Here is a 27,000-nt window from a genome sequence, read left to right as displayed (position 1 = left end):
GTTTATATTTTGTCTTAATGAGAACATCTGATCCGGAGTATTTAAACAGATACAGGAGGAAAATAATGAAGGGAAAAATTTATGCTAAGGCGCAACAGGTTGGCAAGACATTCATGTTGCCAATTTCGTTGCTTCCGATAGCGGGATTATTTCTAGGATTGGGTGCTTCTTTTACCGGTCCGACTTTTATAAAGTTGTATCATTTGGAAAGTATTTTATCGCCAGGGATGCTGTTAAACAGGTTTTTAAGCATTTTAAATGACTGTGGCTCTGTAGTCTTTGACAATCTAGGCTTGCTATTTGCTGTCTCTATAGCGTTGGGAATGGCGAAAAGTGAAAAAGGGGTCGCTGCGCTTTCTGCGGTTGTAGGCTACTTTTTAATGTACGCTTAGTTAACCAGTTCAATTAAAAATTTCAGAAATTTAAATCAGCTCAAACAAGTTAATGGCTTAATTACAAATGTGTTGGGTTTTAACAACACAATGAACCTGGGAGTATTCGGGGGAATTATTATTGGGTTGATAGTCGTATGGCTATATAATAAGTACTACAATATTAAACTGCCAGATGTAATTTCATTTTTTGGCGGGACCCACTTTCCGACAATAGCCACTGCGGTTTCTGGCGTAATAATAGGAATTTTGCTTTCATATATTTGGCCTTATTTTGCTGCTGAAATTTCTGCTTTGGGCTTCTTTATTGCTAAATCAGGAGTAGTTGGTTCCTTTCTATACGGATTAATCTACAGAATGTTGATACCATTTGGTTTACACCACATTTTCTATTTGCCGTTTTGGCAAACAGCAGTAGGTGGAACGGCCGTTGTTGCTGGTCATACCGTGCAAGGTGCCCAAAAAATTGTCTTTGCACAATTAGCTGCCGGCGGGAAAATTTCGTATGAAGCTGCAAGATTCTTTTCATTTCAGTTCCCAGAAATGATTTTTGGCTTGCCAGCTGCTGCCCTGGCAATGTACTCTGTTGCTCGTAAAGATAAACGAAGTGAAATTAAGGGACTTTTAGTATCTTCTGCAGTAACTTCCATTTTAACTGGAATTACCGAACCACTTGAATTTACTATTTTATTTGCTTCACCATTTTTGTATTTTGGCGTTCACTGTGTACTTTTTGCTTTTTCTGCAGTCTTTGTAGCATTGCTAAAAGTAGGAGTAGGCTTTACCTTTTCCGGTGGCTTAATAGACTTTATTCTTTATGGTGTGTTACCCGGAAATGCCAGAACTAATTGGGTTCCAATCATCTTCTTAGGTATTGTTTATTTCGTTGTTTACTATTTCTTGTTTAGATTTGTAATTACTAAGTTCGATCTCAATACGCCTGGTCGTAAAGATGATACTACTTTAAAAACCAAGAAAGATTATGTTTATAATAAGAAATTTACTGCTCTAACTAAAGATGATCAAGTAGCCGAGTTGTTGGTTAAAAAATAAACAGCTATAATGCCAGATTTCTATGTTAGAACATATTGCTTCAGCCAATTGCTGCAAGTAAAAAAGCCAAGCTTTTCGTTTAGAAAGCCTGGTTTTTGTTTTACTCAAAAATTAAATTGATGGCAAATGTGAAATAGGGTTTAGTTACCAATTTGCTTACGCTATATTTATTCACATTTTATTTTTACTGTCATAGACTCAACAAAAAATCCTGCTTTTGTGGATAATGTAATTGTGCATTATCTACTTAAGCAGGATCATTCACTAAAACTACTTTTTCATATTGCAATAGAAAATTGGATAAGTTATGCTTTTCTAGTCCTAACACAACTATAGTGATGCCCATTTACCATTATGAAAGTGATTAAATAAATTTTTATTCTCTTTAAGCAGCCAAACTATCTGTTGTCTATCATAAACGGCTACTCCATGAGTATTAAAGATAGCAACAATTTCTACTAAATCTTTTGCATGAATATTTCCTAATTCTAATTGAATTACTTTATTATTCACAGTCAAATTTAGTTTAAAAAAGTCTGGATTAAAATCAATTGGGCTAATTCTAACTTTTTTACGATATGTAATTTCAGCCTTAGTGATATTCTCAAATAAATATGATTTTGTATAACTTTTTTTGATATGTAATAACTGCATAAGTTTCATTACATCATTTGAACTATAACTTAACACAGTAATTCCGTTTTTATTAATCTGCCAATATCCACTAAAACATGTTGGTAAAGTAATAAAAATTCCCACCAAAATTATGAGTCCCAACACCCACCAAGGTTGATAACCAAATCCAGTCATAAATAATGACACCAAAATGACTAAAACTAGTCCTAAGATTACATGCAGAATGTTTACTTTATGTCCAACAGTTACACTTTTATCCAAGTTACTAAATCCTGAATTATTCGCAGGATAGAGTTGTTGTCCTGCAATCATTTCTTCGTTTGACTTCATGATATTCACACTTTCACAATTTAGCAGTAACCATTTTATTTGTATTTAATTATACTACGTCTTGTTTTTTTAGAAAGCGTTTTTCTTAGCAGTAATGAATAATTTTTGCTGTTTAGTAGGACTTAGAATATAAAAGTTCATTATTCAAATTGTAATAAAAAGCTAGTTTCAAGTAAATGCTGGAACTAGCTTCTATTTATACTAAAATGCACCGGTTTTTTCCTGCACAATTTTTTGCAACTGCTTACTATATTCAGTCATGCCGATTAAGGCAAACTCTTCTATTTGCCTTGCGCAATTATCCAGATAAACCTGTTGGGGATCAAAATGATAGTTAATAATGTTTTCCAAGAATAATAGAGTCATCTTATTAAAGCAGGTTAGTGGCTGGGTGTGAATCTCATAGGATTTTTCCACCAACTGCTTTGCTTGCTGGTACTTGTTTTTTTCCAGACAAATGCTAATCATATTGATTAATATTCCCAACACTATAAATTGAAGACCGTCATTTTCGCTATCTTTAAATTGTTGAAAAATTTTGTTAGTAATGATCATATCAGTGGCAAAATCATAAAAAACCATGCAATTCAGGAAAATTTTGATAGTTTTCCAGTCAAAATTCTCTTCATTAAAGAATTTATTTTTTAGTTGCTGGATTTCCGCAGCGCTTAATTTCTCTTTAGTACCATCTATAATAGCCAGGATCGAGTTCACACGTAACATTAACTCATTTTTACTAGCAAGCCCACTACCTGCAATAGCCTGTTTGATTTCTTTTAGGCGTTTAATATCAAAATTATAATAAGCGTCTGTCATTTGGGCATTAATCTTCTTTTTGAGATTATCTTCACTTTCAGCCTGGTAATCAAGTTGCTTAAAAAAAGTAGCAATTTTAACGTGATTTTGCCGTAATAGTTCAATTAAATCTGCCGCTGAAATACGGGTCAGATCTTTTTCTACTTTAGAGTAAAAAGAGGGGCTGATAACATCGCCAATCCATGCGCGTTGAGTTTTCCCAGCTTCTAAACGGTATTGTCTAAGTAAAGCACCTATAGTCATAATTTAACCTCACTAATTTTTTGTTTCATATATGACACTTTTTTATTCTCAATTTTAGCTTAAGTACAATTGAAAATAAAGAAAGCTAAAAAGGAGAAAAAATTATGACTATCTTTTTTAAAAATAAAGAATATCGCAAGTTTTCAATTGCCAGTATTTTATCCAGTGCTGGAGATATTTTATTCTATTTAGCGCTGATGACTTACGCCAGTCGGCTCAAAAACTATTCGCTGGCCTTATCATTAATTGCTATTTCGGAGTCAGTTCCCCGGCTGTTTTCCAGTGTTGGTGGCTATCTAGCTGACCGGACGCAGAATAAATTTCAAAAAATAGTCTGGATGGCTATGATTAGAGGAGCGTTCTATTTGCTAGTCGGCTTTCTTTTTAGTCAGAATATTGCCGGTTGGAATTTAGTAATAATGGTAATTATCATCAACTTTATTTCTGATACGGCCGGAACTTATTCTGGTGGACTTACTACACCACTAATTATTAGCCTGGTTAAAAAGGATGAGATCGCTGAAGCTGAAGGCTTTACCAGCGGTGTCTCACAGGTAATCACTTTGGTTAGTCAGTTTGTTGGATCAGGACTTTTGTTATTCATGTCATATTCTGCGCTGGCTGTAATTAACGGCCTGACTTTCGTTGTGGCAGGATTGATCTATTGCAATATTGCTAGGAATAAACGAAAAAAGGGTATTTCAACTGTCACACAAGAAGTCGATGATCGTGGCTTTTGGTCCACCTTGGCCTTATCATTAAAACAAGTTAAAAAGGCTAGTGGCTTAATTACTACCGTACTGGTAATCGCTGTTTTAAATGGAGTTCTCAGCACGATCGAGCCCCTGATTTCTATTATAATTGCGGGCAATCGTCAGGTGATGGTCATCGGAACCTACAGCTTTACAATTGCGTTAATTGGCGCTATGGCAGGAATAGGCGCTGCCTTAGGCAGTATTTTTGGTACGAATTTATTTAAAAATGTTAGCCTTTATATCATTATTATGTTAGCCAATATTGCTGGAGCAAGTGTCATAATTGCGATCTTATGCAAACAAATCTGGTTCTGTTTAATAACTTACTGTATCTTAGGCTTTTTTGCGGGAACTGCTACGCCAAAATTAACCCAGTGGATGGTAGGTGCAGTTGATCATAAAATTTTGGCGTCTTCCATTGGCCTGATCAATACGATTTTATTAATTGCCAGCCCCTTAATGACAACTGCTTTTACCACCTTATCGGCTGTGACAAACGTGCATTATTCTCTTTTAGGATTATTGATAGTCAGTGTTCTGCTTTTTGTTATTACCTTATTGGTGATGAGAAAATCCGCACAAAAAGGGAATTAAACAGCTGTTTAGCTGGTAAATTTGCAATATCTGATTTTTGCCAGCATTTTTCTAAGCCAGATATAAAAAGCCGTCAAGATAATGATGTGAATCCCAAAATTAGGATACTTTATTAGTTGTTAACTGAGAACTAATTGCCCTTATTTGATCGGAGTTAGTTCTTTTAGTTTGGTCTTAATTTGATAATTATGCCAAAGCTGATAGATTATAATTTTATCTTGTTTAGCTAATTTAGACATAAAAAAGAGCCAAAAGTTGGATAATTTTTGGGGTTCAGTACAGTTTTTGCTTTTTTAAAAAATTGAACTAAAATTGTGCTAATTTTTTCATATTAGCTTCGTCTAATCTTACTTTGATATTACCTTTCATTCTGACAGTTGGATCTATCGCCCTAACATGCTGCAGTAATGCTGCAGCATAGATTTCATCTTGATCTATCTCAATAAATAAAGGTGATTTAACAGACTTTTCTGCTACTCTGTATTTCTTTGGTGAAGATATAAGAACTGTTAAGACCGTGTTAAAAAAACAAAGACCAATCTTAGCTTCACAACATATCATGGAATTATTTACAGAAAAACTGCTTGGCTAATCTTTCTGAAAAACTACTTTTACAATTTTGAGTATCTTTTCCATATAATCATCAGGTAGTTGCTCTAAATAATGAAATGATCGATTATGATAATCGATTGTAACTAGCTGATCTAGCATGACTACGCCTTTTGTTTGAGATGCAGCAGGTAATTCTTGATATAATGGGTAGTGTCTTTTAGTAGTTGCTATAGGAGCAAACACAGCAATATGAGCGTATTTTTCAACCCCTTTATAGCTTAAATATAAATAAGGTCGTTTGCCAGATTGTTCATGCCCCTGTTTAGGACTTAAATCCATTAATAGAATAGATCCTTGCTTAATTACCATTTTTCATTTCCTTTTCTCTCATCTGGTAACTTAATTTCGGTATCAAATTCTTCACCTGAATAATCTTTAAAAAGTTCTTCAAAAGTTAAATCAGGTGTATCATCTTGCTTTGACATTATTACTTTGTTGTCCTCAATTTTAAAGTTTAACTGATCTCCTATAGTAGCGTTTAATGCTTGCAGGACTGCTTGGTTTAATCGGATGCCTTTAGAATTACCCCATTTAGATATAGTAGCACGAATCATAATTTTCCCCCTATAAAAAATAAACAATGTATATCCTGAAATGTAATAAAGTTATACAATGTTTATCTACGGAGATCAAGCAAAACAAAAAAGCATCCTGAACGAAATATGATGTGACCACCAAAATTAGGATACTTTATTAGTTGTAAGTTAGTTCTTATTTATTAGCACTTTTTCTCAAACTGAAAAAGATAATGAGAATAAAGTTAATTAGTAGGGTAAAGCCTGTAGTCCAGAAAACAGTTGCGTAGTTGAACAGTCCCGAGATAGTGGAGCCCATAAGTGACCCAAACACTGAACCGACCGCTTGAAAAGACTGATTATAGCTGAATATCCGACCAAAACTTTCGGCTGGAGTGTTCAGTGTCAAAACGGTCTGTGCTGCCGGTAACATGGCAGCACTGGCAATTCCGAGCAGAAAACGCAATCCTGCCAGCACCCAAGGTGAATGTGTCAAAGCCATAGGTATAAAGAGGATCGCACCTACAAATAGACCAAGACGCAATATTTTTAGCGGACCAATTTCATCCATTTTATGTCCGATTTTGGAAGCAGCCAGCAATGTTCCGAGACCTGGGGTTGCGGCCACAATCCCCGCCACAAAGGCAATGTTTTTGCTATTAGGCATCATCGATTTGACATACAAAGAAACAATTGGATCAATTGACATGTTAGCGGCCTGCACTAAGAGAGTAGTTACGAACATGACCACAATTAGCTTAACGTTAGGCAAAGACTGCATAATTTCCTTCATTGGCTTCATTTCTGCACGAGAAATCGGAGTAAAGTTTTCATGAACTAAGAAAGTTGACCCTAAGAAGACGAGCACCATCAAGAAGCCGGTAATAAAGAACGGAATGCGGTAGCCCCAAACGCCACCTAACCAGTTACCGAAGAAGTTTGACAAAACGCCACCTAAAAGTGGTCCTACCAAGTTTCCAGCAGTACCGGCAGTCATCATTTGACTCATCACCCAGCCGCTTTTTCTATGGGGAGTTTCCCCTGCGATTAACGCAGTAGCGTTGTTAATATATCCGGAAAAAGCACCCTGAATAAAACGCATGACAATAATGTAGATGGCATTAGGAGCAAAGCCGGTAGCAGTAATGGTCAAAGCCATGACTCCGGAAGCACGCATGCACATTAACTTACGGCCCTTTCTGTCGGCCAGATTGCCCCAATAAGGTGAAACTATTGCCTGAGCAATAAAGGTCATGGCAAAAGCAAGACCGGAATACATGCTAATCTGCAACTTGCTGTAGTTTCCTAGGTCAGCGATAAATAATGAAATAAAAGGCATTGTCATGGAGTAGCCCATGCCTGTAATAAAGCAGCCTAGCCATAAAGTAACAAAAGCTTTATGCCAGCCAGCTGGAAATTTTTCGGAAACTGTCAAAACGTCCTCGCTTTCTTTTTTAAGATTTTTCTAAAAAATATGATATCTTTTCTATTTTAGCACAATAAATTTGCTAAGAATTTGCTAAATAGCTGATATTTTCATATTAATCATGTTAGGATATTATTTCTGAAAGGAAGGGGTGCTGGTATGGAAAAAAATTCGCATTTAACTAGGCAGGAATATCGCCAAAAACACAGCCAAAAGTCCCAGCTTCAAAATAAAGAAATGACGAAAACAGCACTCAGAGGGCATGACACGTCTCAGACTCGTGCCGATTATCGTCAGTTAAAATTAAATTTTTGGGATATATTTGCTGATCGACCATATGTTGCGGTGGCCATTGTTGTTTTGGCTATTTTCTTAGTTATGGCTAAACTGTGGTGGCTCCTTGCTGGACTGGCTGTTATTGTCGCAATCGGTATTTTCGTCATTGGCCGCAGTCACCATCCCGATCGCGTTCTTAGCCTAGAATTTAAAATGAAGTCATCTCGGAAATTAAGCATGTTACGGGCATTGCAGTTTGGGGGCTCGATCATCATGTTTCTGGCGACTTACATGAAAAAAGTAGTAACAGTTAATTTTTCCACAGCTGGTTCAACCGATGGGTTACAGATTGTGCAGGGAATTTTATCTAATCGTGGTGGCGTCTATGGTCAACAGGGATCATACTTCTTGAGTTTATTAAATACCCTAACTGGTGGACAACTTTGGGGTAAATATCGCTACGCTACTAACAGTGCCCAAATGATGAACAGCAGTGCTGGACGCTTAATTATCATGTGGATATTGCTTTTAATGATTGCACCTGCATTTTGCGTTTTAGCACAATTTTTCCGTGAACCATATTCACGCAATACGGCTTTAGCTGCTTCAATTGTGGCAACCATCAGTTTTGTGTTGACTCCGCGCCTATTGAGTAAGTGGATTGTAGAATATGCGGTGGAAAATCGCATGGCAAGTGCTCAGGCACAAGCCGCTATTAGCGTTGGACCAATGGCTTACGTGGCAATCTTCTGCGCAATTTTAGTTTTAGTTATTTCTATTTATCGGGTAATTAAAAAAGACAGGTTCGTCTAAAATAGTCTTCTCATAACTTTTAACTTAATTAGCATTAATGCTGGCACCTTAGTGGTGCCAGTTTTTTTGTGAAATTAATTTCTGAAAATGAAACAAATATCTCAAGTTGTGAAATACGTATTCACTTTCCTGGAAAGCGGATACAAAAAATAAGAAAGATGTTATAAATATAAAAGTAAGCTAGCTTAGAAAATAACAGCTCAAAATGAGCAGAGTGAATTAAAAGGAGAAAAATATGTCCCAAAAAGATAAACGCTATTCCGTAGTCATTGCAGGTGGAGGCAGTACTTATACACCAGGATTTGTTTTAAGCTTAATTGCAAATCAGGACAGATTTCCACTAAGAAAGCTGAAGTTTTATGATAACGATGCCGAAAGGCAAAAGAAAATTGGTGATGCATGTGCAATCATTATGAAAGAGCGCGCACCGCAAATTGAATTTTCGTATACGACTGATCCTAAAGAAGCATTCACAGATGTTGACTTCGTTATGGGATCAATTCGGGTTGGTAAATACCACATGCGTGAACTCGATGAAAAGATTCCGTTAAGATATGGCGTTAATGGTCAGGAAACAACCGGACCCGGAGGAATGGCATATGGGTTGCGTTCTATTCCAGCTATTATTGAGATAATCGACTGGATGGAAAAGTACTCGCCAAATGCTTGGATGATTAACTATACCAACACGATAGCTATTGTTGCAGAAGCTTGCCGTAGATTAAGACCAAATGCTAAAGTAATTAATATTTGTGACATGCCGGTAGAAATTATGACTAGAATGGCTAAAATTTGCGGCTTAAACGACTACCACGATCTTGATGTTAACTACTATGGCTTGAATCACTTTGGCTGGTGGAAAGAAGTTCGTGATAAAAAGACTGGCAAAGATTTAATGCCTCTTCTTAAGAAGCACATATCTGAAAATGGCTACTGGATCGGTGGTGAATTTGATAAGGAAACAGAGACCAGTTGGGCCGAAACCTTTAAAAAAGCTAAGGACTGCTATGCTCTTGATCCAGAAACTTTACCTAATACTTATATGCAATATTATTACTTCCCACAATATGAGGTGAAAAATGCAGACCCTAACCATACTAGAACTGATGAGATTCGTGAATACCGGCAAAAAATAGTATTTGGTGAATGTGCCAGAATTGTAAAAGCTGGTACGGCTAAAGGCAATATCTGGGAGGCTAATGCCGAACACTCTAATTATATTGTTGATATTTGTCATGCGATTGCTTATAACACTCATGAAAAATTCTTTGCTAACATTCCTAATAACGGCGCTATTGCCAATATTGATTCTGATTCTATTGTTGAAGTACCTTGCTTGTTTGGCGCGGACGGAGTTCAACCTATGGCAACTGGAATGGCCGGTAGATTCCAAAAGGGATTGATAGAAGAACAACAAGCATGTGAAAAGTTGGTAGTTGATGCTTATGAACAACATTCATACACTAAGATGTGGCAAGCCTTTGCTCTTAATAAGACAGTTCCTGATGCTTCTGTAGCGAAAAAGATTCTTGATGACATGATCCCAGAAAACAAGCCATACTGGCCAGAACTTAATTAGTGATTGGGGATGATGTCTTATGATGCAGAAGTTTCAAAAGTTTGGTGCAGCAATGTTTGTGCCAGTGCTTTTGTTCTCGTTTGCGGGTATTGTAGTTGCCTTAGGCAGCTTATTTAACAACCAAGCAGTTTTCGGCTCTCTGGCAAATCCAGGGACAACTTGGTATTCAATTTGGGATACAATTAGCGCAGGTGGTTGGACAGTTTTTAAGCAGGAAGCTTTGCTTTTCGTTGTAGGTCTACCAATTGGTCTAGCAAATAAATCCAGAGGTAGGGCTGCCATGGAAGCTGTAATTACCTACATGACTTACAACTATTTTGTTGCTGCTATGTTATCTCACTGGGGCGCCAGTTTTGGTATTCCTAACTTTGATAAAATCCAGATTGTGGAAAATTCCACTAACCACGGACTAACAGAAATAGCTGGGATCAAAACGCTAGACACTAGTATTATTGGTGCTCTAGTGGTTGCTGGTATAGTAATTTGGTTACATAATCATTATTTTGATAAGAAATTGCCGGACTGGCTGGGAACCTTTCAAGGGTCCACATATGTTTATATTTTAGGCTTTTTCCTTATGATTCCTCTGGCACTTATTACCTGCTGGGGCTGGCCAAAAGTTCAGCTGGGTATAACTGGTATGCAACACTTTATTACTAACAGTGGCGTTATTGGAGTGTGGATTTATAATTTTCTCAATCGTATTTTAATTCCAACTGGACTTCATCATTTGGTATATATTCCGTTTCAGTATGGTCCAGCTGTAGTTGCAGGTGGATTACAACCTTATTGGCTAAAACATTTAACTAAATTTGCGTTAAGTACACGTCCGTTAAAGCAACTGGCTCCTGAAATGGGCTTCCAACTGTGGGGTAATGAAAAAGTATTCCTTGCTCCGGTAATTTGTTTAGCGTTTTATGCGACAGCTAAAAAAAATAAAAAGAAGCAAACTTCAGCTTTGTTAATTCCAGCAGCTTTGACTTCATTCTTTGCTGGCATTACTGAACCAATTGACTTTACCTACTTGTTTGCGGCTCCAATTTTATGGGTAATTTATTCATTACTTTCAGCTACTATGAACACTATTATGTTCAGTTTTGGTGTTGTTGGTAACTTTATATTTGGCAGCATTGATATGGCGGCAGAAAACTGGATACCACTCTGGGCCAATCACTGGCAAACATTTCTAGTACAATTTACAATTGGTATTATTTTTGCAATTCTTACCTTCTTTATTTTTAAATTTATGATTATTAAATTTGATTATGCTACTCCAGGAAGGGAAAAAGATGACGAAGATGTACATCTACTAAATAAGAAGGAATATCAAGCTAAAAAAGAATCAGCTTCCAGTGCCACAACTACCGCACGGCCATCTAAAAATGAGAAAGAAACTGATCCATACGTTGAAAGAGCAACAGCCTTCTTAGATTTATTAGGTGGAAGTTCCAACATCAAAGAGTTAAGTTCTTGTGCGACGAGATTGCGTGTCACTGTGGCTGATCCTAATAAGATGGGCTCTGATGCTCAGTTTAAGGCAGCCAAGGCCGTTAATGTTGTCCATCACGGCAAAGCAATTCAGGTTATTGTTGGCTTAGACGTTGCCCAAGTTCTTGAAGCAATGCAGGAATTAAGAAAGCAGGATAATAAGCAAGATTAATTATGGCTAGAACGCTTGTATAGGTAAAAGCAATTTGTCATATGTAAAATTACTTTATATGGAGCGTTGGTCTATGTCAAAATTAGAATATTTAGTCTATCAAAATAGTGGTAAATTGAATGATTCTGAAATAAGGGTCATTCAATTTATTATAAATAATGCAAAAGCGTGTAAAGGATTAAGTCTTACTGAGCTTGCGCGCAAATTATACGTTTCACGTTCGGCGATTTTCCGATTATGTAAGCACCTAGGCTTGGGCGGATATAATGAATTGAAATTTTACTTAAATGAAGTCGTCCAAGAAAAAGAACAAAATAATATAAGTAAATTTATACCTGACAATTTTGATGCAAGCATAATAAAAGAAATCGAAAACTTACATAAAAATTTTAAGGTTCTTAAGTTAGATGAATTTTACAATGAGCTAAGTAATGCTAAGCATATTTATATTTACTCTACCGGCTGGATTCAACAGATGCTGTCTGATTATCTTTCTCACGAGCTTTTACTTTTTGGCATTTCATCAATAGTTTTGCCAGCTGCTGTCAGTGAACTGGAAATGGTAGGAAAAATAGCAGAAAAAGGCGACATGCTCTTTATTATTTCTTACACGGGTAATAATAAAGAAATTAACGATGAACTGGGTAAGTTTGAGATGGTTAACAACAAATTGCGTTATGTCTCCTTTACAGACCTAAAGCAAAATAAACTTGCTTCGCTTTCCGACTATAATTTCTACTATCCGACTGTAAAATTTTCGTCTAGCAATGATGTGTCATTTATACTAGCTTACACCTTGGTGGATTTCATCATAAATAAGTTTGGTGTTTGGCAAAAAGAAAAAAGTGATAAAAATGGTAAGTAAGATAAACAACTTTGTGATTAGTTTGTTAGACAGGGCTCATTTAGACACCAAAAAAATTTTGACAACCTATATCTATGCTTTGATTTTAATTCCCTTGTTCTTCGGCAGCTTTATAATTTTGACATCATCTGTTGCTAAACAAAACATCAATGTAGTTTTGAACAATACACCTTTGATTGCAATAGATATGATAGTAGCTCTTACGGATTTTATCATGGGTTATTATATTTGGCTCAAGAAAGATTTGATTCTTAAACATGAGGGCAATTATCATTTTTTGATGTTCAGTCAGGCGATCAGCCAGTTAATGGTCGGTAACATTTTTTGCTTGATTTTGGCGCTTTTTGGCATCATACGTATTAATGAACAATCCGGCAAATTAAAATGTCAAAGCAGTTTTATCAAAGTGCCTGCTGTTATCTTTTTGACTATCTTTGGTTTTTGTTTAGTTTTAACAATTAGTATATTTATTAGGAAATAGGTAGAATTAATGTTTAATATATTTAAAAAACGCAGTTTTACAGTGACTGCAGCTTGTGATGGAAGACTAATGCCAATTACAGATGTAAAAGATGAAGTTTTTTCTCAGAAAATGCTAGGCGATGGCTACGCCATTAAGCCTACAGATGGCAAAATTTATTCTCCTGTTGCAGGAACTGTCACCACAGTCTTTCCCACTAAGCATGCAATCGGCATTACTACTGATAATAATTTAGAAATATTGGTCCATTTAGGAATTGATACTGTGGAATTAAAAGGTGAGCCCTTTGAAGTGGCTGTCAAACAGGGCGATACTGTTAAGCAGGATGATTATTTGGCAAGTATGAATACAGAACTGATTACGGCTGAAAATTACGATGATACGGTAATAGTTGTTTATACTAATATGGATGTCATAAAATCTGTTTCTGATGTGTCGGCAGGTGATACGACCCACGGTGACACAGTTCAGACTTTGCAGTTTAACGCTTAATTATTTTTAAATAAGATGCTTCGACCGGTTAAATAAATTAAAGCCTTCAGCTTTAATTGCAATTTTAACTACCTCGGAGCGTTTTTTATTTGATATTGTAAAAGTATAGGTTTGGATTTATTATGAGGTTAACTAAAGATTAATCGTAGAATTATTCTGATTTTGAAAATCACTGGTATATTTGTGGGAAAAAGTAGCAAAAAGCATATTATCCTTAATGATATTTGTGCTGCCAAAATAATTTTACTAACATGCTGCTAGTCGTGGCCAAGTGATCGACTATCCGAGAAAAAATGAGGAAATGATCAAAGCCTACATTGATTCCAAATCAATTTTGAATTAATAAAAATAAATTAAAAATATTGTTGACTTTTTATTAATTGCATATTATATTAAAATTAATCATATATGATTAAGAGAAGTATATAATAATGCTTTTGCTGTCACAAATACTGTGCCAGCAGCTTCTGTTGGTAATTCTGCTTACGCTCAACTATCTAATGTCTTGAGTCAAGACGTCGTAAACAAAATTGACCTATATGTAGAAGTGAAAAATAATAAATATGTTCTTAATGACGATGTTAAAAAGGTTATTACTTATGCTGAATATGTCTCTGCTCAAGAAGTAATAGCCCATACCAATCAACTTATTAATGGATCATCTTTTGTAATAAATAAAAGCACAAAAACTGCAACTCTAGAATTTGAAATTAATAATTCTGGAAAATCAGTTAAAGTTTTTATAGATAAACGCACTGCTAAAGCTGTTGCTTCAGGCGGTCTTACAGGTCTCACAGCTATTATCACCGCTGCTGTTGGCCCTGATGGAGGCCCTATAGTAGCTGCAATTGGTGCTTTTCTAAGTTCGACAATTGGTGACAATATTAAAGGTGGCGTTTGGTTTGATGTTAATTGGATACTTACTGGCATCAATCACTATCCAGTAATTACTCAGTGGGGCTGGCAATAATTCGATTTATAAAAGACAAAATGAATAGAAAGAAAAAGACTGAATCTGATTATTATGAATTGGTGAAATATCGTAACGCATTAGCGTACGGAATATCGACTGGAATTATAGTTTTCATATATCAAATATATTTATCACCTTACATAACTAATAGGTGGACAAATATTTTTGTACAATTTTGCATTATACTTTTGGATATTTTTATAGTTAATTGTGTGCTTCATTGGTATGACCGCAACAAAAAATAATTTAAATCAAATATTTTGTAGTCAATAAATGTGACGTATAACTAGAACTTAGACATCCAATTATTATGCAAAAGCCAATGTACGATTTTGATATTGATACGACCTCTGAAATTAAGATAATTTTTGAGGTCGTATTTTTATGGTTAAATTATCTTAATTTTGGTGGTTAACATTAATTACTAAACGATTTTTCGTATACTTTTTAATTTTAAGTTAGCACCAGTTGTTCATTAGATTACACCCCTTTTGGTCTTCAAAATAAACAGGATTTAACTAAGATTATGAGCGCAATTAAGCATAAGGGAGTCACACTGCATTTTTTCGTCTTTGCGAGGCTTTTTGAAGATTCTAACCTGTAGAGTTGATGAATAACATCATTCTAGAGCTTTATAAGTACCAAACTGAGAGCGAACGTAAGAGAATTAAGGAGCGGAAACGGCAGGACACATCCCAATTGCTAAATCTGAGGGCCGCTATCATGGTCGCCTTCTTATCGTCCTGCATGTGGTTCAGCATCTATTTAAATAATATCTCCTTGTTTGGGTGCTACCACGAAATATTCTCCTTACCAACCTGCATAGTATCAGGATTACCTATTTTTGCAATTTCTTTTTTAAAATCAATATCATCATATTCTCCATTAAACCACGGATTAGAGTCAATAGCCTTCTTATAGATTAAAGTATCGTTATCTTTTTGAGTCAATTCAAATCGTTCACCAAGTTTAACTCCCGCCTTACTTGGAACCGTGAGAACTATAGAATTACCAACTTTTCTAGCAATAAACATACCCAGTTTCTTTTTCATTAATATTAGCTCCCTAATTTATGTTAGTACAAGTATACACCGCACCCAAGGTCATCTTGATTTTAATCAGCAATATAGTCTTAACAGTTATTTTGCATAATTAATAGAAACCGTAATCATATTTTCAATTCGATAAAGCCTTAAAACAAAAATACATAGACAAATCATGAGTCAAAGCCTAATTAAATGTCTAATATAATTTTTAAATAAAAGAGCCCCAAATTTAGGACAACTTTTAGGAGCTCAGTACATATTAATTTTGTGCTTTTCTTATATTTAGTTATCGTTTTGCCCTGAAAAAGATAATTTCTCTTGCCGCAACAATTGGACCGGATGATTGATAAATCGTCAGATGCACTTTTTTAGCGCGCACATCCCGTAAGCCTACTACCTTGTTTTTAGTATCAGCCTTCCACTGTAAGTGGTCTGCGTAAGTAGTGTAGTTTTCACCATCTGTTGAAACAGCAATTGAAACAACAAGAGGATCACCATTATGATCAATATTCCGGGGCACAAAAACCATTCTGCTTAGCTTTTCAACCTTTTCAAAGCTAAAAGTTAATTCCAGCGGTTGTTCAGGTGAAACAGTTTGGCTAGTTTGCCATTCGCTCGCCAATTTCAGGTCAGTCAAATAGGACAGGGGATGGTTTTCTTTACTATCACAGTTGCTGGTTACCTCAATGTTTTCAATCGCATAGTCTTTGGCAGCGTGTTTCGTAATGACACCGAAAAGGTCAGACCATTCAGAAACTTTATTTCTAATGGCATAACGCATCCTGATGATATAGCGGGTATTAGGCGCTAACTCATGAAAGGTAAAACTTTTGCCGGTAATGCCAACATAAAGAAGATTATTTATTTCAATCTGGACGGCACTCTCATGAGGCCAGGCAAGTTCAAATGAATGAGCCGAGATCTTACTTGAATCTACTGCCGGTAGTTTTGGTGACGGTAAGACGCCACTGGTAATTTCGTGTACTAACACGTTTTTGCCATAGTTGAAGTTACGGACTGTGATTTCTATTTCAGTGGCGGTAATATCTCTAGTGGCTAATTTTATTTGCAGCGCAGTCTGCGTGTTCTTATGGTATTTTTTAAACTCATCGAGGCCGTAATTAGTATTATAAAAAATACCTTCATGAGCATGATTGAAAGCAGCCAGCGAGCCGTATTCTTCTACGGGGACAACTTGATCATTAATTTTAATAGTTACAGCATCAGGGTAAGAATCGCACATAATTGTCAGACTGGTAGGTTGTTCAACGAATTTCTTTGTCAAGTTACCCTCAGTCGGTGCAATAATGACCACCAGCTTTTCCTGCTCAACTTTACTGCAGATTTTAGTAGTATAGCTGTTACTTGCAGCAATTGTCCCATCATCGTCATAGCTAATGGCTTCACTCTGCTCTTGAGGATAAAGTAGAAAATCACGTTTATTCCAGTCAAAAATACTGCCACCCCGAACAAAAACCGGTAGATGCCATAATGGGTAAGTTAAGTTATTGTAGACCTTGCCGCCAGCATATTTTTTACCGGTAAAAAGGTCGATCCACAGCGTTTTTTTGCCTGGCAAATATAAATTATCCTTACGAGAATCACCGTTTTTGTCTTCGCGACCATTCGTAATAGGAGCAATTAAAAGGTCGGGTCCCAACATAAACTCGTTGCCAAACTGAGCTGTATAATTAGCACGCTCATCAGGAAACTCGCTGAATAGTGGCCGCATAATCAGTTCGCCATTTTTTGCCCGTTCATTTAACGTATAAATGTAACTGGCTAAATGCTGGCGCAATTTGAGATAAGCCAGATTAATTTCAGTTATTTTCTTATTATAAGCAAACGGGTTTTTACTGAAATTACCTTGATCGTCAAAGTTAAATAGTAAAGCGGTAAAACTTTTCCATTCAAAGTCACGGACATTGATTTGAGCGTTGCCGCCGCCTTGCAGACCATCAACCGCTGCCCCAACTAAAGGCTGACCGGAAAGATTGGCTCCCAGTAATCCCGCAACTTGGTTAGTAATATTGTCCCAGTTACCACCAACACCACCAAAAATTAGTGCGGCGTTTTTTTGCATGCCGGTACTGCCACTGTCAGCCAGCACTATTGGCCGCTCTTTTTGCGATTCACTTTGGAGTTTTGCCGTATCTTGAGCTGCTTGGTCAGCTGCAGTATAAGTAAAGTCAGTTTTTTCAGGTAGATCAACTTCACCCTGATGCCAAAATCCGGGATGAACACCCTGAGTTTGCGCGTATTCATTAAAGAAACTAAGAGCCTGCTCATTTTCGGGTTGCTCGCCATAGTTAGGGACAAACCAGCTTATTGGAAAATGCATGGCGTGATAGCGATCAATTAGCGCCCTTGCTGAAAACTGGTAGTTCTCTTCACCATTAAGTGAGGCCTTACCCGAAGCGGAATTTTCATCTTTGGTACGGGTATAATAATTGTTGCCAATTTTGCTGGCATTACGTTCCTGGGCATGGCTTGGCTGCCATAAGGTCGTGCAGAAATTGCCGATATGGCCGAGACCTAAAGCATATTTAGGCAGTAACATCGGCTTGCCCGTTAAAGTGAAATAGCGCTGTAAAATTTCCTTGGGGGTAGTGCCAAGGAGGTAAAAAGTGTCAAAAACAGCATCTTGATGAGCGAGGGCGGTAACTCCCCGCTGGGTTTTACCAAAATCATAGCTTCCCGCTGCAGTGGTATTTCTTAATTCGCCATAACCGGCATTCGACCAGAAAAAGGGGACAGGCATGATCACGCCGCCTTTTCCCGTTATTTGATCATGCTTAATTGCGATTTTATGGCCTTTATGACTAAAATAACCGTTTTGCAGTCCGCCACCGTAGAAAAATTCGTTTTGGTTTTCTGCTAAAAATTCTCGCGTTTCGTTTTCACTAAATTCGAGCGGCTGCGACTGACGCATCCTGTTGTGATGCAGCGATTCATCAAAAATACTGAGCACAGCCGGATTTTGACCGAAGATAATTTGATAGTTGCCGGTATGAATGATTAAGGAATCGTTGGTAGCTCTGACCTGAGAATTGGTAAAAGCAGTATTATCAAATTGCGCCAGCTGAATGTTTGCGTTTCGATTTTCAATAAAATTTTGCTCTGGATCAATTAAAAGGCGAAAAATACCGTCAGCTAAGACGTAAAAGTGCGCAATTTCGCCAGTGGCAAAGTGTAATTCATAATAGTGGTCACACTTGCTGGCACCAGTAAGTGCTCCCAATGAGTGTTTATTTGTTTGCGTATTTTGAATCATGATTTTTGCTTCCTAATTAGTTACCTATACCACTATTATAACTAAAAAATTAAAACTTTCCGTACTATTTGAAATTGAACTGGTAAAGACCAGTTGATTAGGCTAAAATGAAGCTATAAGTAAGAGGTTTATTTTATAAAAGAAAGGCCAAAATATTATGACTTATTATATTCATGCAGATAAATTCTTTCTTGAAAATGTAACTGAACAAGGTGGTTACTTAGAAGTACAAGATAATGGCAAATTCGGCTTTTATTATACTGAAGACCAAAAGCCGGAAGGTAAAATTGTCGATTATAAAGGTAAGTGGATAGCACCGGGACTTGTTGACACTCACGTTCACGGTTCACTAAAAGAAGACGTAATGAAAAGTGACTGGGCAGGAATTAACCACTTGTCAGAAGGCTTTTTGCGTTCAGGTGTTACCAGCTGGTTGCCAACAACTTACACTGCCGGTGCTGATACATTAAGCAAAATTTGTCAGATGTTTGGCGCCCATAAGGGTGAAGAAACTGGTGCTAAAATTCAGGGACTTCACTTTGAAGGACCATACTTTACTGCAGAACATGCTGGTGCGGAAAACCCTAAATACTTGCTTGACCCTGATATTAACCAGTTTAATCAATGGCGCGAAGAATCAAAAGGACTTTTAAATAAAATTTCTCTTGCTCCTGAAAGAAAAGGCGCTAAAGAATTCATTCGTGCAGCTGTTAAAGAGGGTGTAGTTGTAGCTTTAGGACACTCAAGCGCTACTTTTGCAGAAGCTAAAGCTGGTGTTGAAGCTGGTGCAACTATGTTTACTCATACTTTTAATGGTATGCCTGATCCGTCACACCACGATACATCAATTTCTAACGCGGCAATGGCGCTGCATAATGTGACAGATGAGTTGATCTGTGACGGTCACCATGTTCAAAAAGAAATGGTACGGGCATTAGTTCAGCTTAAAGGTGCCGAACATATTTGCTTGATCACAGACTGTATGGAAGCTGGCATGATGCCTGATGGTGACTACATGTTAGGTGAGTTGCCGGTTTATGTTAAGGAAGGTATGGCGCGCTTAAAGGGTGGCAATAATTTAGCTGGTAGTATTTTACAATTAAAGACTGCAGTTAAAAATGTTGTTGACTGGAATGTTGCTACGCCGGAAGAAGCAATCATGATGGCCTCTTACGTACCGGCTAAGAGCGCTCATGTTTTAGATAAATGTGGTTCAATTGCTCCTGATAAGGACGCTGATTTCTTAGTATTAAACCCAGATATGACTTTAAGCGAAACTTACTTAAATGGTGAATCACGTTACAAAGCATAATATGACTAATCGATTAAATTGTAAAAAGCCAATTCATCAAGTTGAATTGGCTTTTTGCTTGTTATTATTGAGCTATGACAATAATTGTCTAACTATTTTTTGTAGGTGAGAATTTTGAAAAGGTATTAATAATGTATTCAGATAAAATTGCTAGTCCATCAAATACATTAATTTTATTTATTTAAGTCAGGAAGTTAAACGTTCTATTTAGATCTAGAACTCTTAGCTATTCTTTTATTGGAAACTTTTGCAGTCTTTTTTGGTGACTTATGCCTTTTCTTTTTAGATTTTGTGTTAAAAGAAAGCCAGGAAAAATCTTTTAACGGTTTATCAATAGTATAAGAGCCGTGAAGTCCCTTAGCCTTAATATGCCAGCCAAAACCAGATGCAGATTGCATAATACAAACAATTTTTCCTTTAGGTAGTTTCTTTTTGTGTCCTAATGTACTGCTTGCATGAGGAAATTTCCAATGGATTTTTCTCACGGTAATATCTTTAATTAACCGTACTTTGTGATAATGAGGTGAGTTTAAGATCAAGCGAATTTGCTTATTAGTGACATTGCTTTTAGCTTCAACTATGTTGTTGCCTGTACTGCACACCATTCCTAAGGAAATTATTAAAGAAAAAAAGATAGTAGATAATTTTTTAAGTTTCATTGAGTTCTCCTTTCAAAAATATATACGGTATACAATTACCTTATCATATTACTTTCAGTAACAAAAGGGTGACAGACAATTAATATGAAAAATAAATAAGATTTATTTTTTGTCTTTAACTATATTTAGCTCTTTATTATACACTATACGCTTTTACTATAAGTTAAATTAATTGCACTTTTTTCACCCCGGATATAGTCTAAGAATATAGTACGTGCTATTAATAATTAAATAGACGGAGAGTGAGAAAATGGCTAAAACAGGACAAGATAGGTTGAATGACCCATTTTTGAATAAAGGGACTGCTTATACAGAAGAGCAGCGAGAACAATATCATTTAGTAGGGATGTTACCGCCAAAGGTGCAGACTCTTGAAGAACAAGCTCGCGAAGTTTATTTACAATACCAGGAAAAGTCAACGAATCTAGAAAAACGAATTTTTCTAATGACGATTTTTAATACTAACCGCGTGCTGTTCTTTAAAATTTTTAGTGAACATGTCACTGAATTTATGCCTATTGTGTATGACCCGACAATAGCTGAAACTATTGAAAATTACAGTCATTTGTTTGTGAATCCGCAATATGCCGCATTTCTTTCAATTAATGAACCCGATAAAATTGAGGAAAGTTTAAAAAACGCGGCAGATGGCCGTGATATTAAGTTGATTGTAGTTACTGACGGCGAAGAAATTTTAGGAATTGGTGACTGGGGCACACAGGGAGTTGACATTTCTGTTGGCAAGTTGATGGTTTATACTGCTGCAGCTGGTGTCGATCCAGCATGTGTATTACCCGTAGTTCTTGATGTTGGCACTAATAACGACAAATTACTTAATGATTCGCTTTACTTAGGCAACCATCAGCGTCGGGTGAATGGAGATCCTTATTACCAATTTGTTGATCGCTTTGTGCAAACTGTAGAAAAGCTGTTTCCGGGACTATATTTACATTTTGAGGATTTTGGCCGGGATAATGCTGATAATATTTTAAAACATTATCGTGATCATATTCTAACCTTTAATGATGATATTCAGGGTACTGGAGTCATTGTTTTGGCTGGTATTTTGGGAGCATTGAAGATTAGCGGACAAAAGTTAACAGACCAAAAGTACGTTTGCTTCGGTGCCGGAACTGCTGGTACCGGAATTGTTGAACAGGTCTACGCTGAGATGTTGCAAGCAGGTTTACAGCCTGATGAAGCACGCAAGCACTTTTACTTAGTGGATAAACAAGGATTGCTTTTTGAAGATACACCTGATTTAACACCAGCGCAAAAGCCTTTTGCAAGAAAACGTTCTGAATTCAGTAATGCTGACCAGCTTAAAGATTTAAAGAGTGTCGTGCAGGCAGTTCACCCTGACATTTTAGTAGGAACTTCAACCCGTTCAGGTGCTTTCACTCAGGATATTGTGACGGAAATGGCTGCCCATACCGACCGGCCAATTATTTTCCCATTATCAAACCCAACTCAATTAGCAGAAGCAAAAGCAGAAGATTTAATTCATTGGACTAAAGGCCAAGCCTTGGTAGCAACTGGTATTCCTGCTGATCCAGTTGAATATAATGGCGTCAAGTATGAAATAGGTCAGGCCAATAATGCCTTGGTCTATCCTGGACTTGGTCTGGGTGCTTTAGCTGTTAATGCCAAGATTTTAAGCGATGAAATGATTAGTGTAGCGGCTCACTCACTTGGCGGCATTGTTGATTCCAGTAAACCCGGTGCAGCCGTGTTACCACCTGTGGAAAAACTAAATGTCTTTTCCCAAACTGTAGCGAAAGCCGTGGCTAACAAGGCCATTGCCGACCATCTTAACCAGAACGATTTTCAAGATGGTGAAAAAGCTGTAACAGCACTTCGCTGGGCGCCTGAATATAAAGATGAGCAGGAGTGAGAATAAATGCAAGCCTTTATTACTTCATTAACTAGCGTTGTTGAACTGCTACTTGTAATTGCTTTAGGGTATTGGTTGCGCACGAGTGGCAAACTGGGTGACCAGTTTAAAGGCAATATTTCTTATTTGATTATGAATATTGCTCTGCCTGCCTCAATTTTTGTTTCTGTTTTAAAATATTTGAATCGACAAAAATTGTTCGGTTTAACAGGTGGCTTAATCTATGCCATTATCTGCTTTGCCCTAAGTTATTTGTTTGCCTGGTTATTATGCAAGGTTTTGCGAATTCGCAAGGGTCGTCGTGGTACTTTTATTAATGCCATTACGAACGCCAATACTATTTTTATTGGCCTACCATTAAATATTGCCTTATTTGGGCAAAAAAGTATGCCATACTTTTTAATTTATTATGTGTTAAATACGGTTTCTACCTGGGCAATTGGTGTCTTCTTCATTTCTAGTGATGATCCGACCGCACAAAAGAACAAGCAGCAAAAATTTAACTGGAAAAAGTTGTTGCCAGCGCCACTAGTGGGATTTTTAATAGCTTTGATTTGCTTACTGGTTGAAGTGCCAATTCCTAGTTGGATTACGGCTGTGTTAAGCATGGTTGGCGGCATCGTCACCCCGATGTCACTGATCTATATTGGTATTATATTGGCAGATGCCGGTTTGAAATCAATCCACCTTGACCGCGATACTATCTGGGCATTACTTGGTCGTTTTGTCTTAGTACCGGCTTTGATGATGATTTTAATTGTTGTTGGTGCAAATTGGTTACCACCTTTGACTGGTTTAGCTAAACAAACTTTAGTAGTGCAGTCAGCTACTCCAGCCTTGGCAGTTTTGCCAATATTAGTGGGTGAATCACATGGGGATGTGCAATACGCTACCAACGTTGTGACCACCTCAACGGTCTTATTCGTAATTGTTGTTCCACTAGTTTTGGAAATTACCCAAATACTAATATAATTAATAAAAATTTTGTAATATAAAACCCGTCTTTGAATCGTATAAATAAGGCGGGTTTTTATTGTGTTATTTCTTCTTTTATTAATTTCAATATGATATTCTTTCCGTTTTGGATCCCATAGAAAAGGGAGAAATTTATTATGCAAGTTGTTAACAATCACTTTGCTCAGACGGCTAGCAAAAACTAGTTGCACTGCTTAAATCAAGATATGATTATGATATGTAAAAGAATATAATAAAGGGTGCTTAGTTATGGAACATAGAGAATTAGTCAAATCAAATGGTATTTCTGATAAGGTATTAAAAGCAATGGATGAATCTGTTGCCAATTTAAAAAAAGGAAAGGTGTCCGCACCAATAGATTTATCAGACTTTTAGATGAATAGTATTTAAAGAAAATGCTAGTTTTGTGAATGTAGAGATTTTTAGCTTTAATTATAGTGAGTTTTGCAAGCTATAATAAGTAATCGCTCATTTTGATTTTCCTCACTATAAAATGGATCCCTAACTTCAAACGGTAAACCACCTTCAGCAATACTTTTCTTTATAAATATATTAATGGCAGTCGAAAGATTAAGGCCTAGGCCGTTAAATATTTTTGTAACTCGGTTTTTATCTTCTGAATTAACTTTAACTGAAATCGAAATTTTGCTTTTTTCTGGACTTAGCATTATTGATCACCTCATATGCATAGTAGCACTTTAGATGTATTATGAAGTATAGTTAATTGCTTTAAATTTACATATAATGTACTAGCTAAATTATTGTTAGTAAACATTTATAAAAAACGAAAATCAATTACAGTTTAAATAAATTATTTTATGGTTTTACCAAATCTTTTCTGCATTTTATTACTGGTATAGCCCAGTTTTTCGTAAAATTTATGAGCACCTAAACGTGATTCTCCTGAATTTAACCTAATTTCTTTCATGCCTAAATTTTTAGCTTGTTTTTCCAAAGTGTGCATAAGTTGACTGCCAATGCCTTTCTTTTGGGCAGAAGAATCTACGGCTAAAGCTAAAACGTTGAACATGGGGTCAAAGTAGGTTTCTTCAAAAACTTCTGCATGCAAATAACCTTCAACTTTTTGGGTATTATCATCTTCAAAGACCCAGAGATAGTGATGTTCAGGATCATTTAGCAGCCTTTTAATGTTGGCAGCCGTTTTTTCTACAGGATAATCATAACCTAGTTCAACTTGATTGATTTTTTGAATAGCTGGACTGTCAGCTACTTGGCATTTTCTAATCATAAAAATTCCTTTCCTATATTTTTTTACGTGACAAAGCTATTTTAGCGCTCCCAATATTGATTAAAAAGTCTTATTTACATATCTTAAAAATGCGCTCATTTTAAACTTGGATTGGCTTAGTACACTGGTAGTAAAACCGTCTTTTACCATTGTCAAAAATGTATTTTAGTTTTTAAAGAGGGAAACAAAATACTATATAGTGGAAATAATCAAAATAAGCCATTGATTTGGCAATAATACTCTATAGTTATTCAATATGCAAACAGTATTTGTTATAATTAATTTAGAATTCAAGCAAATTGTTTTGAGGGCGGTTGGCTGTTGATCCGGAAAGGAGATGGTGCCTATGGCACGAAATCTTTTAGAAAGAGAAGCAGTCAATGAGCGTTTACCAGGCATTACAAATAATGTTGGCATTCGCCACGTTTATTATTGTGTTGTTGGATTATATCAACAATCACAAGAAATAAAAAAGACCGTCCCAATCATACTTTTGAAGTTAACCCCTAGAATTGGACGTTAACATTAATTCATGTTTGCTAAGGCCGTATTCCGATATTCAATCGGGGTGCGGCCTTTTAGCGTGTGCCTGATTCTAGCTTGATTGTAGTATTTGATCCATTTTTCCATGGCCTCCTGCAGCGCCTTCTTAGTTGGATAGGTATAGGTGTAGTAGTCTAGCTCAACCTTCATGATGTGAAAGAGACTCTCGCAGGCCGCATTGTCGCGGCAGGTCGCCCGTCGCGACATGCTTTGAAAAACGTGGTGCTGTTTTAGGGTCTGACAATATGCTTTGGACTGGTATTGAATGCCCTGATCGCTGTGAATAGTCATGCGGTAAGGCAGTTTGGGCCGGATCGTCAAAACCTGCTTGAGTCCATCTAGAACATATTTGGTCTGCGGCCGCTGACTGATGGTGTAGCTGATGATTTCACCGCTGTAAAGATCTTTAAAGGGCGAGAAATATAACCGTTCGCTCATGCTCTTATTGCCATAGCGAAACTCGCTGATATCGGTGACTACCTTTTGGTAGGGCCGATCGGTCTTAAACTTCTGGTGGAAGCGGTTCTTCGCCTTCTTGCCTTGCGGACCTTTTGATGAATCATACTTGCCTGCACGCAAGTTGTATTTGCGGGCCAGCAGCTTGTGCTCCTTCATCAGGCGGTAAATGCGTTTATGGTTCACCTGCAAGCCGTACTTGATTTTTAGCGTGTCAGTCATGGGCAGGTAGCCGAAACTGGGATTATGCCTTTTAACCACTTTAATCAGCGACAGTAAAGCCAGATTGCTGTATTTTTTCCGCCTGCTGCGCGGGTGATACTCGTAGGTGCTCTTGGATAAAAAGCTATAGTGCAATAGTTCTTGCAGTTGATAGTCGTGCTCATGCCTTAGCTCTTGGATGATGGTCCGTTCTTCTTGCGTTGAGCGTCTTTGCGCCGAGCTAAGGCTTCGACTTTTTTTAGGTAGTCATTCTCAATGTGGAGCTGACGGTTTTCTAAGCGCAGCCGCTCTAATTCAGATAACTCGCTGCTGGTATACTTAACTGGTTTTTTAGGTAATTTGTTCATTGGTGGTCGGCCTCGTTTGGTAAAGAGCGCATCAAGCCCGCCTTCGTCAAAACGTTTTTGCCAAGTACAAATTAAGCTGGGTGTGGCAATTTTGAAGTGAATGGCGGTATTTTGATAGGTCTCGTCATGTTCTTTTCTCCAGTTTAAGACTTGGAGCTTGAATTGACCACGATAATTTTGCGAGGTGTGCCGAATTTCTAGGCCCTTAACACCAAGGTGCTGGTATTGCGCAGCCCAGGTATCAATTAGTTGATGTGATCCGGTGCCAATCATTTGCGCCACAGAACGGCTGCTGTAGCCTTCTTTGAGCAAGTTAAGCGCCTGTAATTTTTGCTTGACGGTAAATTTAACCATAGTAAAACCCTCCAGTTGGATTTTTGTCCAATGAAGTGCTCCATAATAGTTAGACATTAATCTGACTATTAGGAGCACTTTTTTCATGACTAAATATTCAACTACTTTGAAAATGGAAATTTGCAGTAAATACTTATCCCACCAAACCTCTTTAGCTA

At 36.9% G+C, this 27,000-nt stretch carries 26 protein-coding genes and 1 pseudogene; 14 read left to right on the top strand and 13 right to left on the bottom strand.

Annotated elements, in window-relative coordinates:
* Positions 1 to 17 precede the first annotated feature (17 nt).
* Positions 18 to 1,445, top strand: a pseudogene (locus F5ESL0259_RS08075) (PTS transporter subunit EIIC).
* A gap of 330 nt (positions 1,446 to 1,775) precedes the next feature.
* On the opposite strand, the gene F5ESL0259_RS08070 reads toward F5ESL0259_RS08075, so the two are convergent.
* On the bottom strand, positions 1,776 to 2,411 hold the full coding sequence (locus F5ESL0259_RS08070; protein ID WP_122038111.1) for a hypothetical protein: 636 nt from the start codon (positions 2,409 to 2,411) through the stop codon (positions 1,776 to 1,778).
* A 201-nt stretch (positions 2,412 to 2,612) separates the two neighbouring features.
* Entirely contained in the window at positions 2,613 to 3,470 is an 858-nt protein-coding gene (locus F5ESL0259_RS08065; protein WP_122038110.1) for a helix-turn-helix domain-containing protein, read from the bottom strand.
* Between the two features lie 104 nt (positions 3,471 to 3,574).
* On the opposite strand from F5ESL0259_RS08065, the gene F5ESL0259_RS08060 reads away from it, so the two are divergent.
* Positions 3,575 to 4,819, top strand: coding sequence for an MFS transporter (locus F5ESL0259_RS08060; RefSeq protein WP_122038109.1), 1,245 nt, complete (start codon positions 3,575 to 3,577; stop codon positions 4,817 to 4,819).
* Between the two features lie 306 nt (positions 4,820 to 5,125).
* On the opposite strand, the gene F5ESL0259_RS08055 is transcribed toward F5ESL0259_RS08060, so the two are convergent.
* The 4 genes from F5ESL0259_RS08055 to F5ESL0259_RS08040 all read right to left on the bottom strand — a co-directional run bounded on the left by F5ESL0259_RS08055 (position 5,126) and on the right by F5ESL0259_RS08040 (position 7,381).
* Complete coding sequence (locus F5ESL0259_RS08055) at positions 5,126 to 5,380, bottom strand: hypothetical protein (protein ID WP_122038108.1); 255 nt, start codon at positions 5,378 to 5,380, stop codon at positions 5,126 to 5,128.
* A gap of 27 nt (positions 5,381 to 5,407) precedes the next feature.
* Complete coding sequence (locus F5ESL0259_RS08050; RefSeq protein ID WP_122038107.1) at positions 5,408 to 5,740, bottom strand: type II toxin-antitoxin system PemK/MazF family toxin; 333 nt, start codon at positions 5,738 to 5,740, stop codon at positions 5,408 to 5,410.
* Entirely contained in the window at positions 5,734 to 5,985 is a 252-nt protein-coding gene (locus tag F5ESL0259_RS08045; RefSeq protein WP_052059690.1) for a hypothetical protein, read from the bottom strand. The genes F5ESL0259_RS08050 and F5ESL0259_RS08045 overlap by 7 nt, the downstream gene beginning before the upstream one ends.
* Before the next feature lie 157 nt (positions 5,986 to 6,142).
* Complete coding sequence (locus F5ESL0259_RS08040; RefSeq protein ID WP_122038106.1) at positions 6,143 to 7,381, bottom strand: MFS transporter; 1,239 nt, start codon at positions 7,379 to 7,381, stop codon at positions 6,143 to 6,145.
* A 150-nt stretch (positions 7,382 to 7,531) separates the two neighbouring features.
* Here F5ESL0259_RS08040 and F5ESL0259_RS08035 point away from each other — a divergent pair, with 150 nt between their 5' ends.
* From F5ESL0259_RS08035 to F5ESL0259_RS08005, 7 genes are all read left to right on the top strand, one after another.
* Complete coding sequence (locus F5ESL0259_RS08035; protein WP_122038105.1) at positions 7,532 to 8,461, top strand: cytochrome C5; 930 nt, start codon at positions 7,532 to 7,534, stop codon at positions 8,459 to 8,461.
* Positions 8,462 to 8,696: 235 nt separating this feature from the next.
* Positions 8,697 to 10,040, top strand: coding sequence for a 6-phospho-alpha-glucosidase (locus tag F5ESL0259_RS08030; protein WP_122038104.1), 1,344 nt, complete (start codon positions 8,697 to 8,699; stop codon positions 10,038 to 10,040).
* A 19-nt stretch (positions 10,041 to 10,059) separates the two neighbouring features.
* Positions 10,060 to 11,700 carry an alpha-glucoside-specific PTS transporter subunit IIBC gene (locus tag F5ESL0259_RS08025; protein WP_122038103.1) on the top strand — a complete coding sequence of 547 codons (1,641 nt, stop codon included), beginning with the start codon at positions 10,060 to 10,062 and terminating at the stop codon, positions 11,698 to 11,700.
* A 73-nt stretch (positions 11,701 to 11,773) separates the two neighbouring features.
* Complete coding sequence (locus F5ESL0259_RS08020) at positions 11,774 to 12,565, top strand: MurR/RpiR family transcriptional regulator (RefSeq protein ID WP_122038102.1); 792 nt, start codon at positions 11,774 to 11,776, stop codon at positions 12,563 to 12,565.
* Positions 12,555 to 13,046 (top strand): hypothetical protein, encoded by a 492-nt coding sequence (locus F5ESL0259_RS08015; RefSeq protein WP_122038101.1) that lies wholly within the window; start codon positions 12,555 to 12,557, stop codon positions 13,044 to 13,046. Before F5ESL0259_RS08020 ends, F5ESL0259_RS08015 begins: the two co-directional genes overlap by 11 nt.
* A 9-nt stretch (positions 13,047 to 13,055) precedes the next feature.
* A complete protein-coding gene (locus F5ESL0259_RS08010) occupies positions 13,056 to 13,538 on the top strand; it encodes a PTS glucose transporter subunit IIA (RefSeq protein WP_122038100.1) in 483 nt (160 codons plus the stop codon).
* Between the two features lie 454 nt (positions 13,539 to 13,992).
* Positions 13,993 to 14,508: a hypothetical protein gene (locus F5ESL0259_RS08005; RefSeq protein WP_122038099.1), complete on the top strand. Its 516-nt coding sequence runs from the start codon at positions 13,993 to 13,995 to the stop codon at positions 14,506 to 14,508.
* A 794-nt stretch (positions 14,509 to 15,302) separates the two neighbouring features.
* Here the strand turns inward: F5ESL0259_RS08005 and F5ESL0259_RS08000 are convergent.
* Together F5ESL0259_RS08000 and F5ESL0259_RS07995 are read right to left on the bottom strand one after the other, a co-directional pair.
* Positions 15,303 to 15,563, bottom strand: a complete 261-nt coding sequence (locus F5ESL0259_RS08000; protein ID WP_122038098.1) for a hypothetical protein — start codon at positions 15,561 to 15,563, stop codon at positions 15,303 to 15,305.
* Between the two features lie 280 nt (positions 15,564 to 15,843).
* Positions 15,844 to 18,831 (bottom strand): TIM-barrel domain-containing protein, encoded by a 2,988-nt coding sequence (locus F5ESL0259_RS07995; RefSeq protein ID WP_122038097.1) that lies wholly within the window; start codon positions 18,829 to 18,831, stop codon positions 15,844 to 15,846.
* A 157-nt stretch (positions 18,832 to 18,988) separates the two neighbouring features.
* On the opposite strand from F5ESL0259_RS07995, the gene nagA reads away from it, so the two are divergent.
* Positions 18,989 to 20,143 (top strand): N-acetylglucosamine-6-phosphate deacetylase, encoded by a 1,155-nt coding sequence (gene nagA / locus F5ESL0259_RS07990; protein WP_122038096.1) that lies wholly within the window; start codon positions 18,989 to 18,991, stop codon positions 20,141 to 20,143.
* Positions 20,144 to 20,346: 203 nt separating this feature from the next.
* Here nagA and F5ESL0259_RS07985 read toward each other — a convergent pair whose 3' ends face one another.
* Positions 20,347 to 20,802 carry a hypothetical protein gene (locus F5ESL0259_RS07985; RefSeq protein ID WP_122038095.1) on the bottom strand — a complete coding sequence of 152 codons (456 nt, stop codon included), beginning with the start codon at positions 20,800 to 20,802 and terminating at the stop codon, positions 20,347 to 20,349.
* A gap of 250 nt (positions 20,803 to 21,052) precedes the next feature.
* On the opposite strand from F5ESL0259_RS07985, the gene F5ESL0259_RS07980 reads away from it, so the two are divergent.
* From F5ESL0259_RS07980 to F5ESL0259_RS09045, 3 genes are all read left to right on the top strand, one after another.
* Positions 21,053 to 22,696, top strand: a complete 1,644-nt coding sequence (locus F5ESL0259_RS07980) for a malolactic enzyme (RefSeq protein WP_122038094.1) — start codon at positions 21,053 to 21,055, stop codon at positions 22,694 to 22,696.
* A gap of 6 nt (positions 22,697 to 22,702) precedes the next feature.
* Positions 22,703 to 23,668, top strand: a complete 966-nt coding sequence (locus tag F5ESL0259_RS07975) for an AEC family transporter (protein WP_122038093.1) — start codon at positions 22,703 to 22,705, stop codon at positions 23,666 to 23,668.
* A 252-nt stretch (positions 23,669 to 23,920) separates the two neighbouring features.
* Positions 23,921 to 24,046 (top strand): hypothetical protein, encoded by a 126-nt coding sequence (locus tag F5ESL0259_RS09045; RefSeq protein WP_255409586.1) that lies wholly within the window; start codon positions 23,921 to 23,923, stop codon positions 24,044 to 24,046.
* A gap of 53 nt (positions 24,047 to 24,099) precedes the next feature.
* Here F5ESL0259_RS09045 and F5ESL0259_RS07965 read toward each other — a convergent pair whose 3' ends face one another.
* The gene (locus tag F5ESL0259_RS07965) at positions 24,100 to 24,339 is read right to left on the bottom strand and encodes a type II toxin-antitoxin system RelB/DinJ family antitoxin (RefSeq protein ID WP_122038092.1); all 240 of its coding nucleotides are present in this window, start codon (positions 24,337 to 24,339) and stop codon (positions 24,100 to 24,102) included.
* A 143-nt stretch (positions 24,340 to 24,482) separates the two neighbouring features.
* Positions 24,483 to 24,920 (bottom strand): GNAT family N-acetyltransferase, encoded by a 438-nt coding sequence (locus tag F5ESL0259_RS07960; RefSeq protein ID WP_122038091.1) that lies wholly within the window; start codon positions 24,918 to 24,920, stop codon positions 24,483 to 24,485.
* 380 nt (positions 24,921 to 25,300) lie between these two features.
* Between F5ESL0259_RS07960 and F5ESL0259_RS09105 the strand changes: the two genes are divergently transcribed.
* On the top strand, positions 25,301 to 25,390 hold the full coding sequence (locus F5ESL0259_RS09105) for a putative holin-like toxin (RefSeq protein WP_081945396.1): 90 nt from the start codon (positions 25,301 to 25,303) through the stop codon (positions 25,388 to 25,390).
* 55 nt (positions 25,391 to 25,445) lie between these two features.
* Here F5ESL0259_RS09105 and F5ESL0259_RS07950 read toward each other — a convergent pair whose 3' ends face one another.
* Complete coding sequence (locus F5ESL0259_RS07950) at positions 25,446 to 26,321, bottom strand: IS3 family transposase (RefSeq protein ID WP_233558056.1); 876 nt, start codon at positions 26,319 to 26,321, stop codon at positions 25,446 to 25,448.
* Positions 26,309 to 27,000: helix-turn-helix domain-containing protein (locus F5ESL0259_RS07945; RefSeq protein ID WP_147446450.1), on the bottom strand; the 692-nt coding region annotated here is incomplete at its 5' end. The genes F5ESL0259_RS07950 and F5ESL0259_RS07945, both read right to left, overlap by 13 nt.

Source organism: Lactobacillus sp. ESL0259 (genome assembly GCF_003693045.1).
Taxonomy (GTDB): domain Bacteria; phylum Bacillota; class Bacilli; order Lactobacillales; family Lactobacillaceae; genus Lactobacillus; species Lactobacillus melliventris.
This window is presented reverse-complemented; position numbering and strand designations above follow the sequence as displayed.

Coding starts and splice junctions, on each gene's coding strand:
- F5ESL0259_RS08070 (WP_122038111.1), bottom strand. CDS start 2,411: ATGAAGTCAAACGAAGAAATGATTGCAGGACAACAACTCTATCCTGCG.
- F5ESL0259_RS08065 (WP_122038110.1), bottom strand. CDS start 3,470: ATGACTATAGGTGCTTTACTTAGACAATACCGTTTAGAAGCTGGGAAA.
- F5ESL0259_RS08060 (WP_122038109.1), top strand. CDS start 3,575: ATGACTATCTTTTTTAAAAATAAAGAATATCGCAAGTTTTCAATTGCC.
- F5ESL0259_RS08055 (WP_122038108.1), bottom strand. CDS start 5,380: ATGATATGTTGTGAAGCTAAGATTGGTCTTTGTTTTTTTAACACGGTC.
- F5ESL0259_RS08050 (WP_122038107.1), bottom strand. CDS start 5,740: ATGGTAATTAAGCAAGGATCTATTCTATTAATGGATTTAAGTCCTAAA.
- F5ESL0259_RS08045 (WP_052059690.1), bottom strand. CDS start 5,985: ATGATTCGTGCTACTATATCTAAATGGGGTAATTCTAAAGGCATCCGA.
- F5ESL0259_RS08035 (WP_122038105.1), top strand. CDS start 7,532: ATGGAAAAAAATTCGCATTTAACTAGGCAGGAATATCGCCAAAAACAC.
- F5ESL0259_RS08030 (WP_122038104.1), top strand. CDS start 8,697: ATGTCCCAAAAAGATAAACGCTATTCCGTAGTCATTGCAGGTGGAGGC.
- F5ESL0259_RS08025 (WP_122038103.1), top strand. CDS start 10,060: ATGATGCAGAAGTTTCAAAAGTTTGGTGCAGCAATGTTTGTGCCAGTG.
- F5ESL0259_RS08020 (WP_122038102.1), top strand. CDS start 11,774: ATGTCAAAATTAGAATATTTAGTCTATCAAAATAGTGGTAAATTGAAT.
- F5ESL0259_RS08015 (WP_122038101.1), top strand. CDS start 12,555: ATGGTAAGTAAGATAAACAACTTTGTGATTAGTTTGTTAGACAGGGCT.
- F5ESL0259_RS08010 (WP_122038100.1), top strand. CDS start 13,056: ATGTTTAATATATTTAAAAAACGCAGTTTTACAGTGACTGCAGCTTGT.
- F5ESL0259_RS08000 (WP_122038098.1), bottom strand. CDS start 15,563: ATGAAAAAGAAACTGGGTATGTTTATTGCTAGAAAAGTTGGTAATTCT.
- F5ESL0259_RS07995 (WP_122038097.1), bottom strand. CDS start 18,831: ATGATTCAAAATACGCAAACAAATAAACACTCATTGGGAGCACTTACT.
- nagA (WP_122038096.1), top strand. CDS start 18,989: ATGACTTATTATATTCATGCAGATAAATTCTTTCTTGAAAATGTAACT.
- F5ESL0259_RS07985 (WP_122038095.1), bottom strand. CDS start 20,802: ATGAAACTTAAAAAATTATCTACTATCTTTTTTTCTTTAATAATTTCC.
- F5ESL0259_RS07980 (WP_122038094.1), top strand. CDS start 21,053: ATGGCTAAAACAGGACAAGATAGGTTGAATGACCCATTTTTGAATAAA.
- F5ESL0259_RS07975 (WP_122038093.1), top strand. CDS start 22,703: ATGCAAGCCTTTATTACTTCATTAACTAGCGTTGTTGAACTGCTACTT.
- F5ESL0259_RS09045 (WP_255409586.1), top strand. CDS start 23,921: ATGGAACATAGAGAATTAGTCAAATCAAATGGTATTTCTGATAAGGTA.
- F5ESL0259_RS07965 (WP_122038092.1), bottom strand. CDS start 24,339: ATGCTAAGTCCAGAAAAAAGCAAAATTTCGATTTCAGTTAAAGTTAAT.
- F5ESL0259_RS07960 (WP_122038091.1), bottom strand. CDS start 24,920: ATGATTAGAAAATGCCAAGTAGCTGACAGTCCAGCTATTCAAAAAATC.
- F5ESL0259_RS09105 (WP_081945396.1), top strand. CDS start 25,301: ATGAGCGTTTACCAGGCATTACAAATAATGTTGGCATTCGCCACGTTT.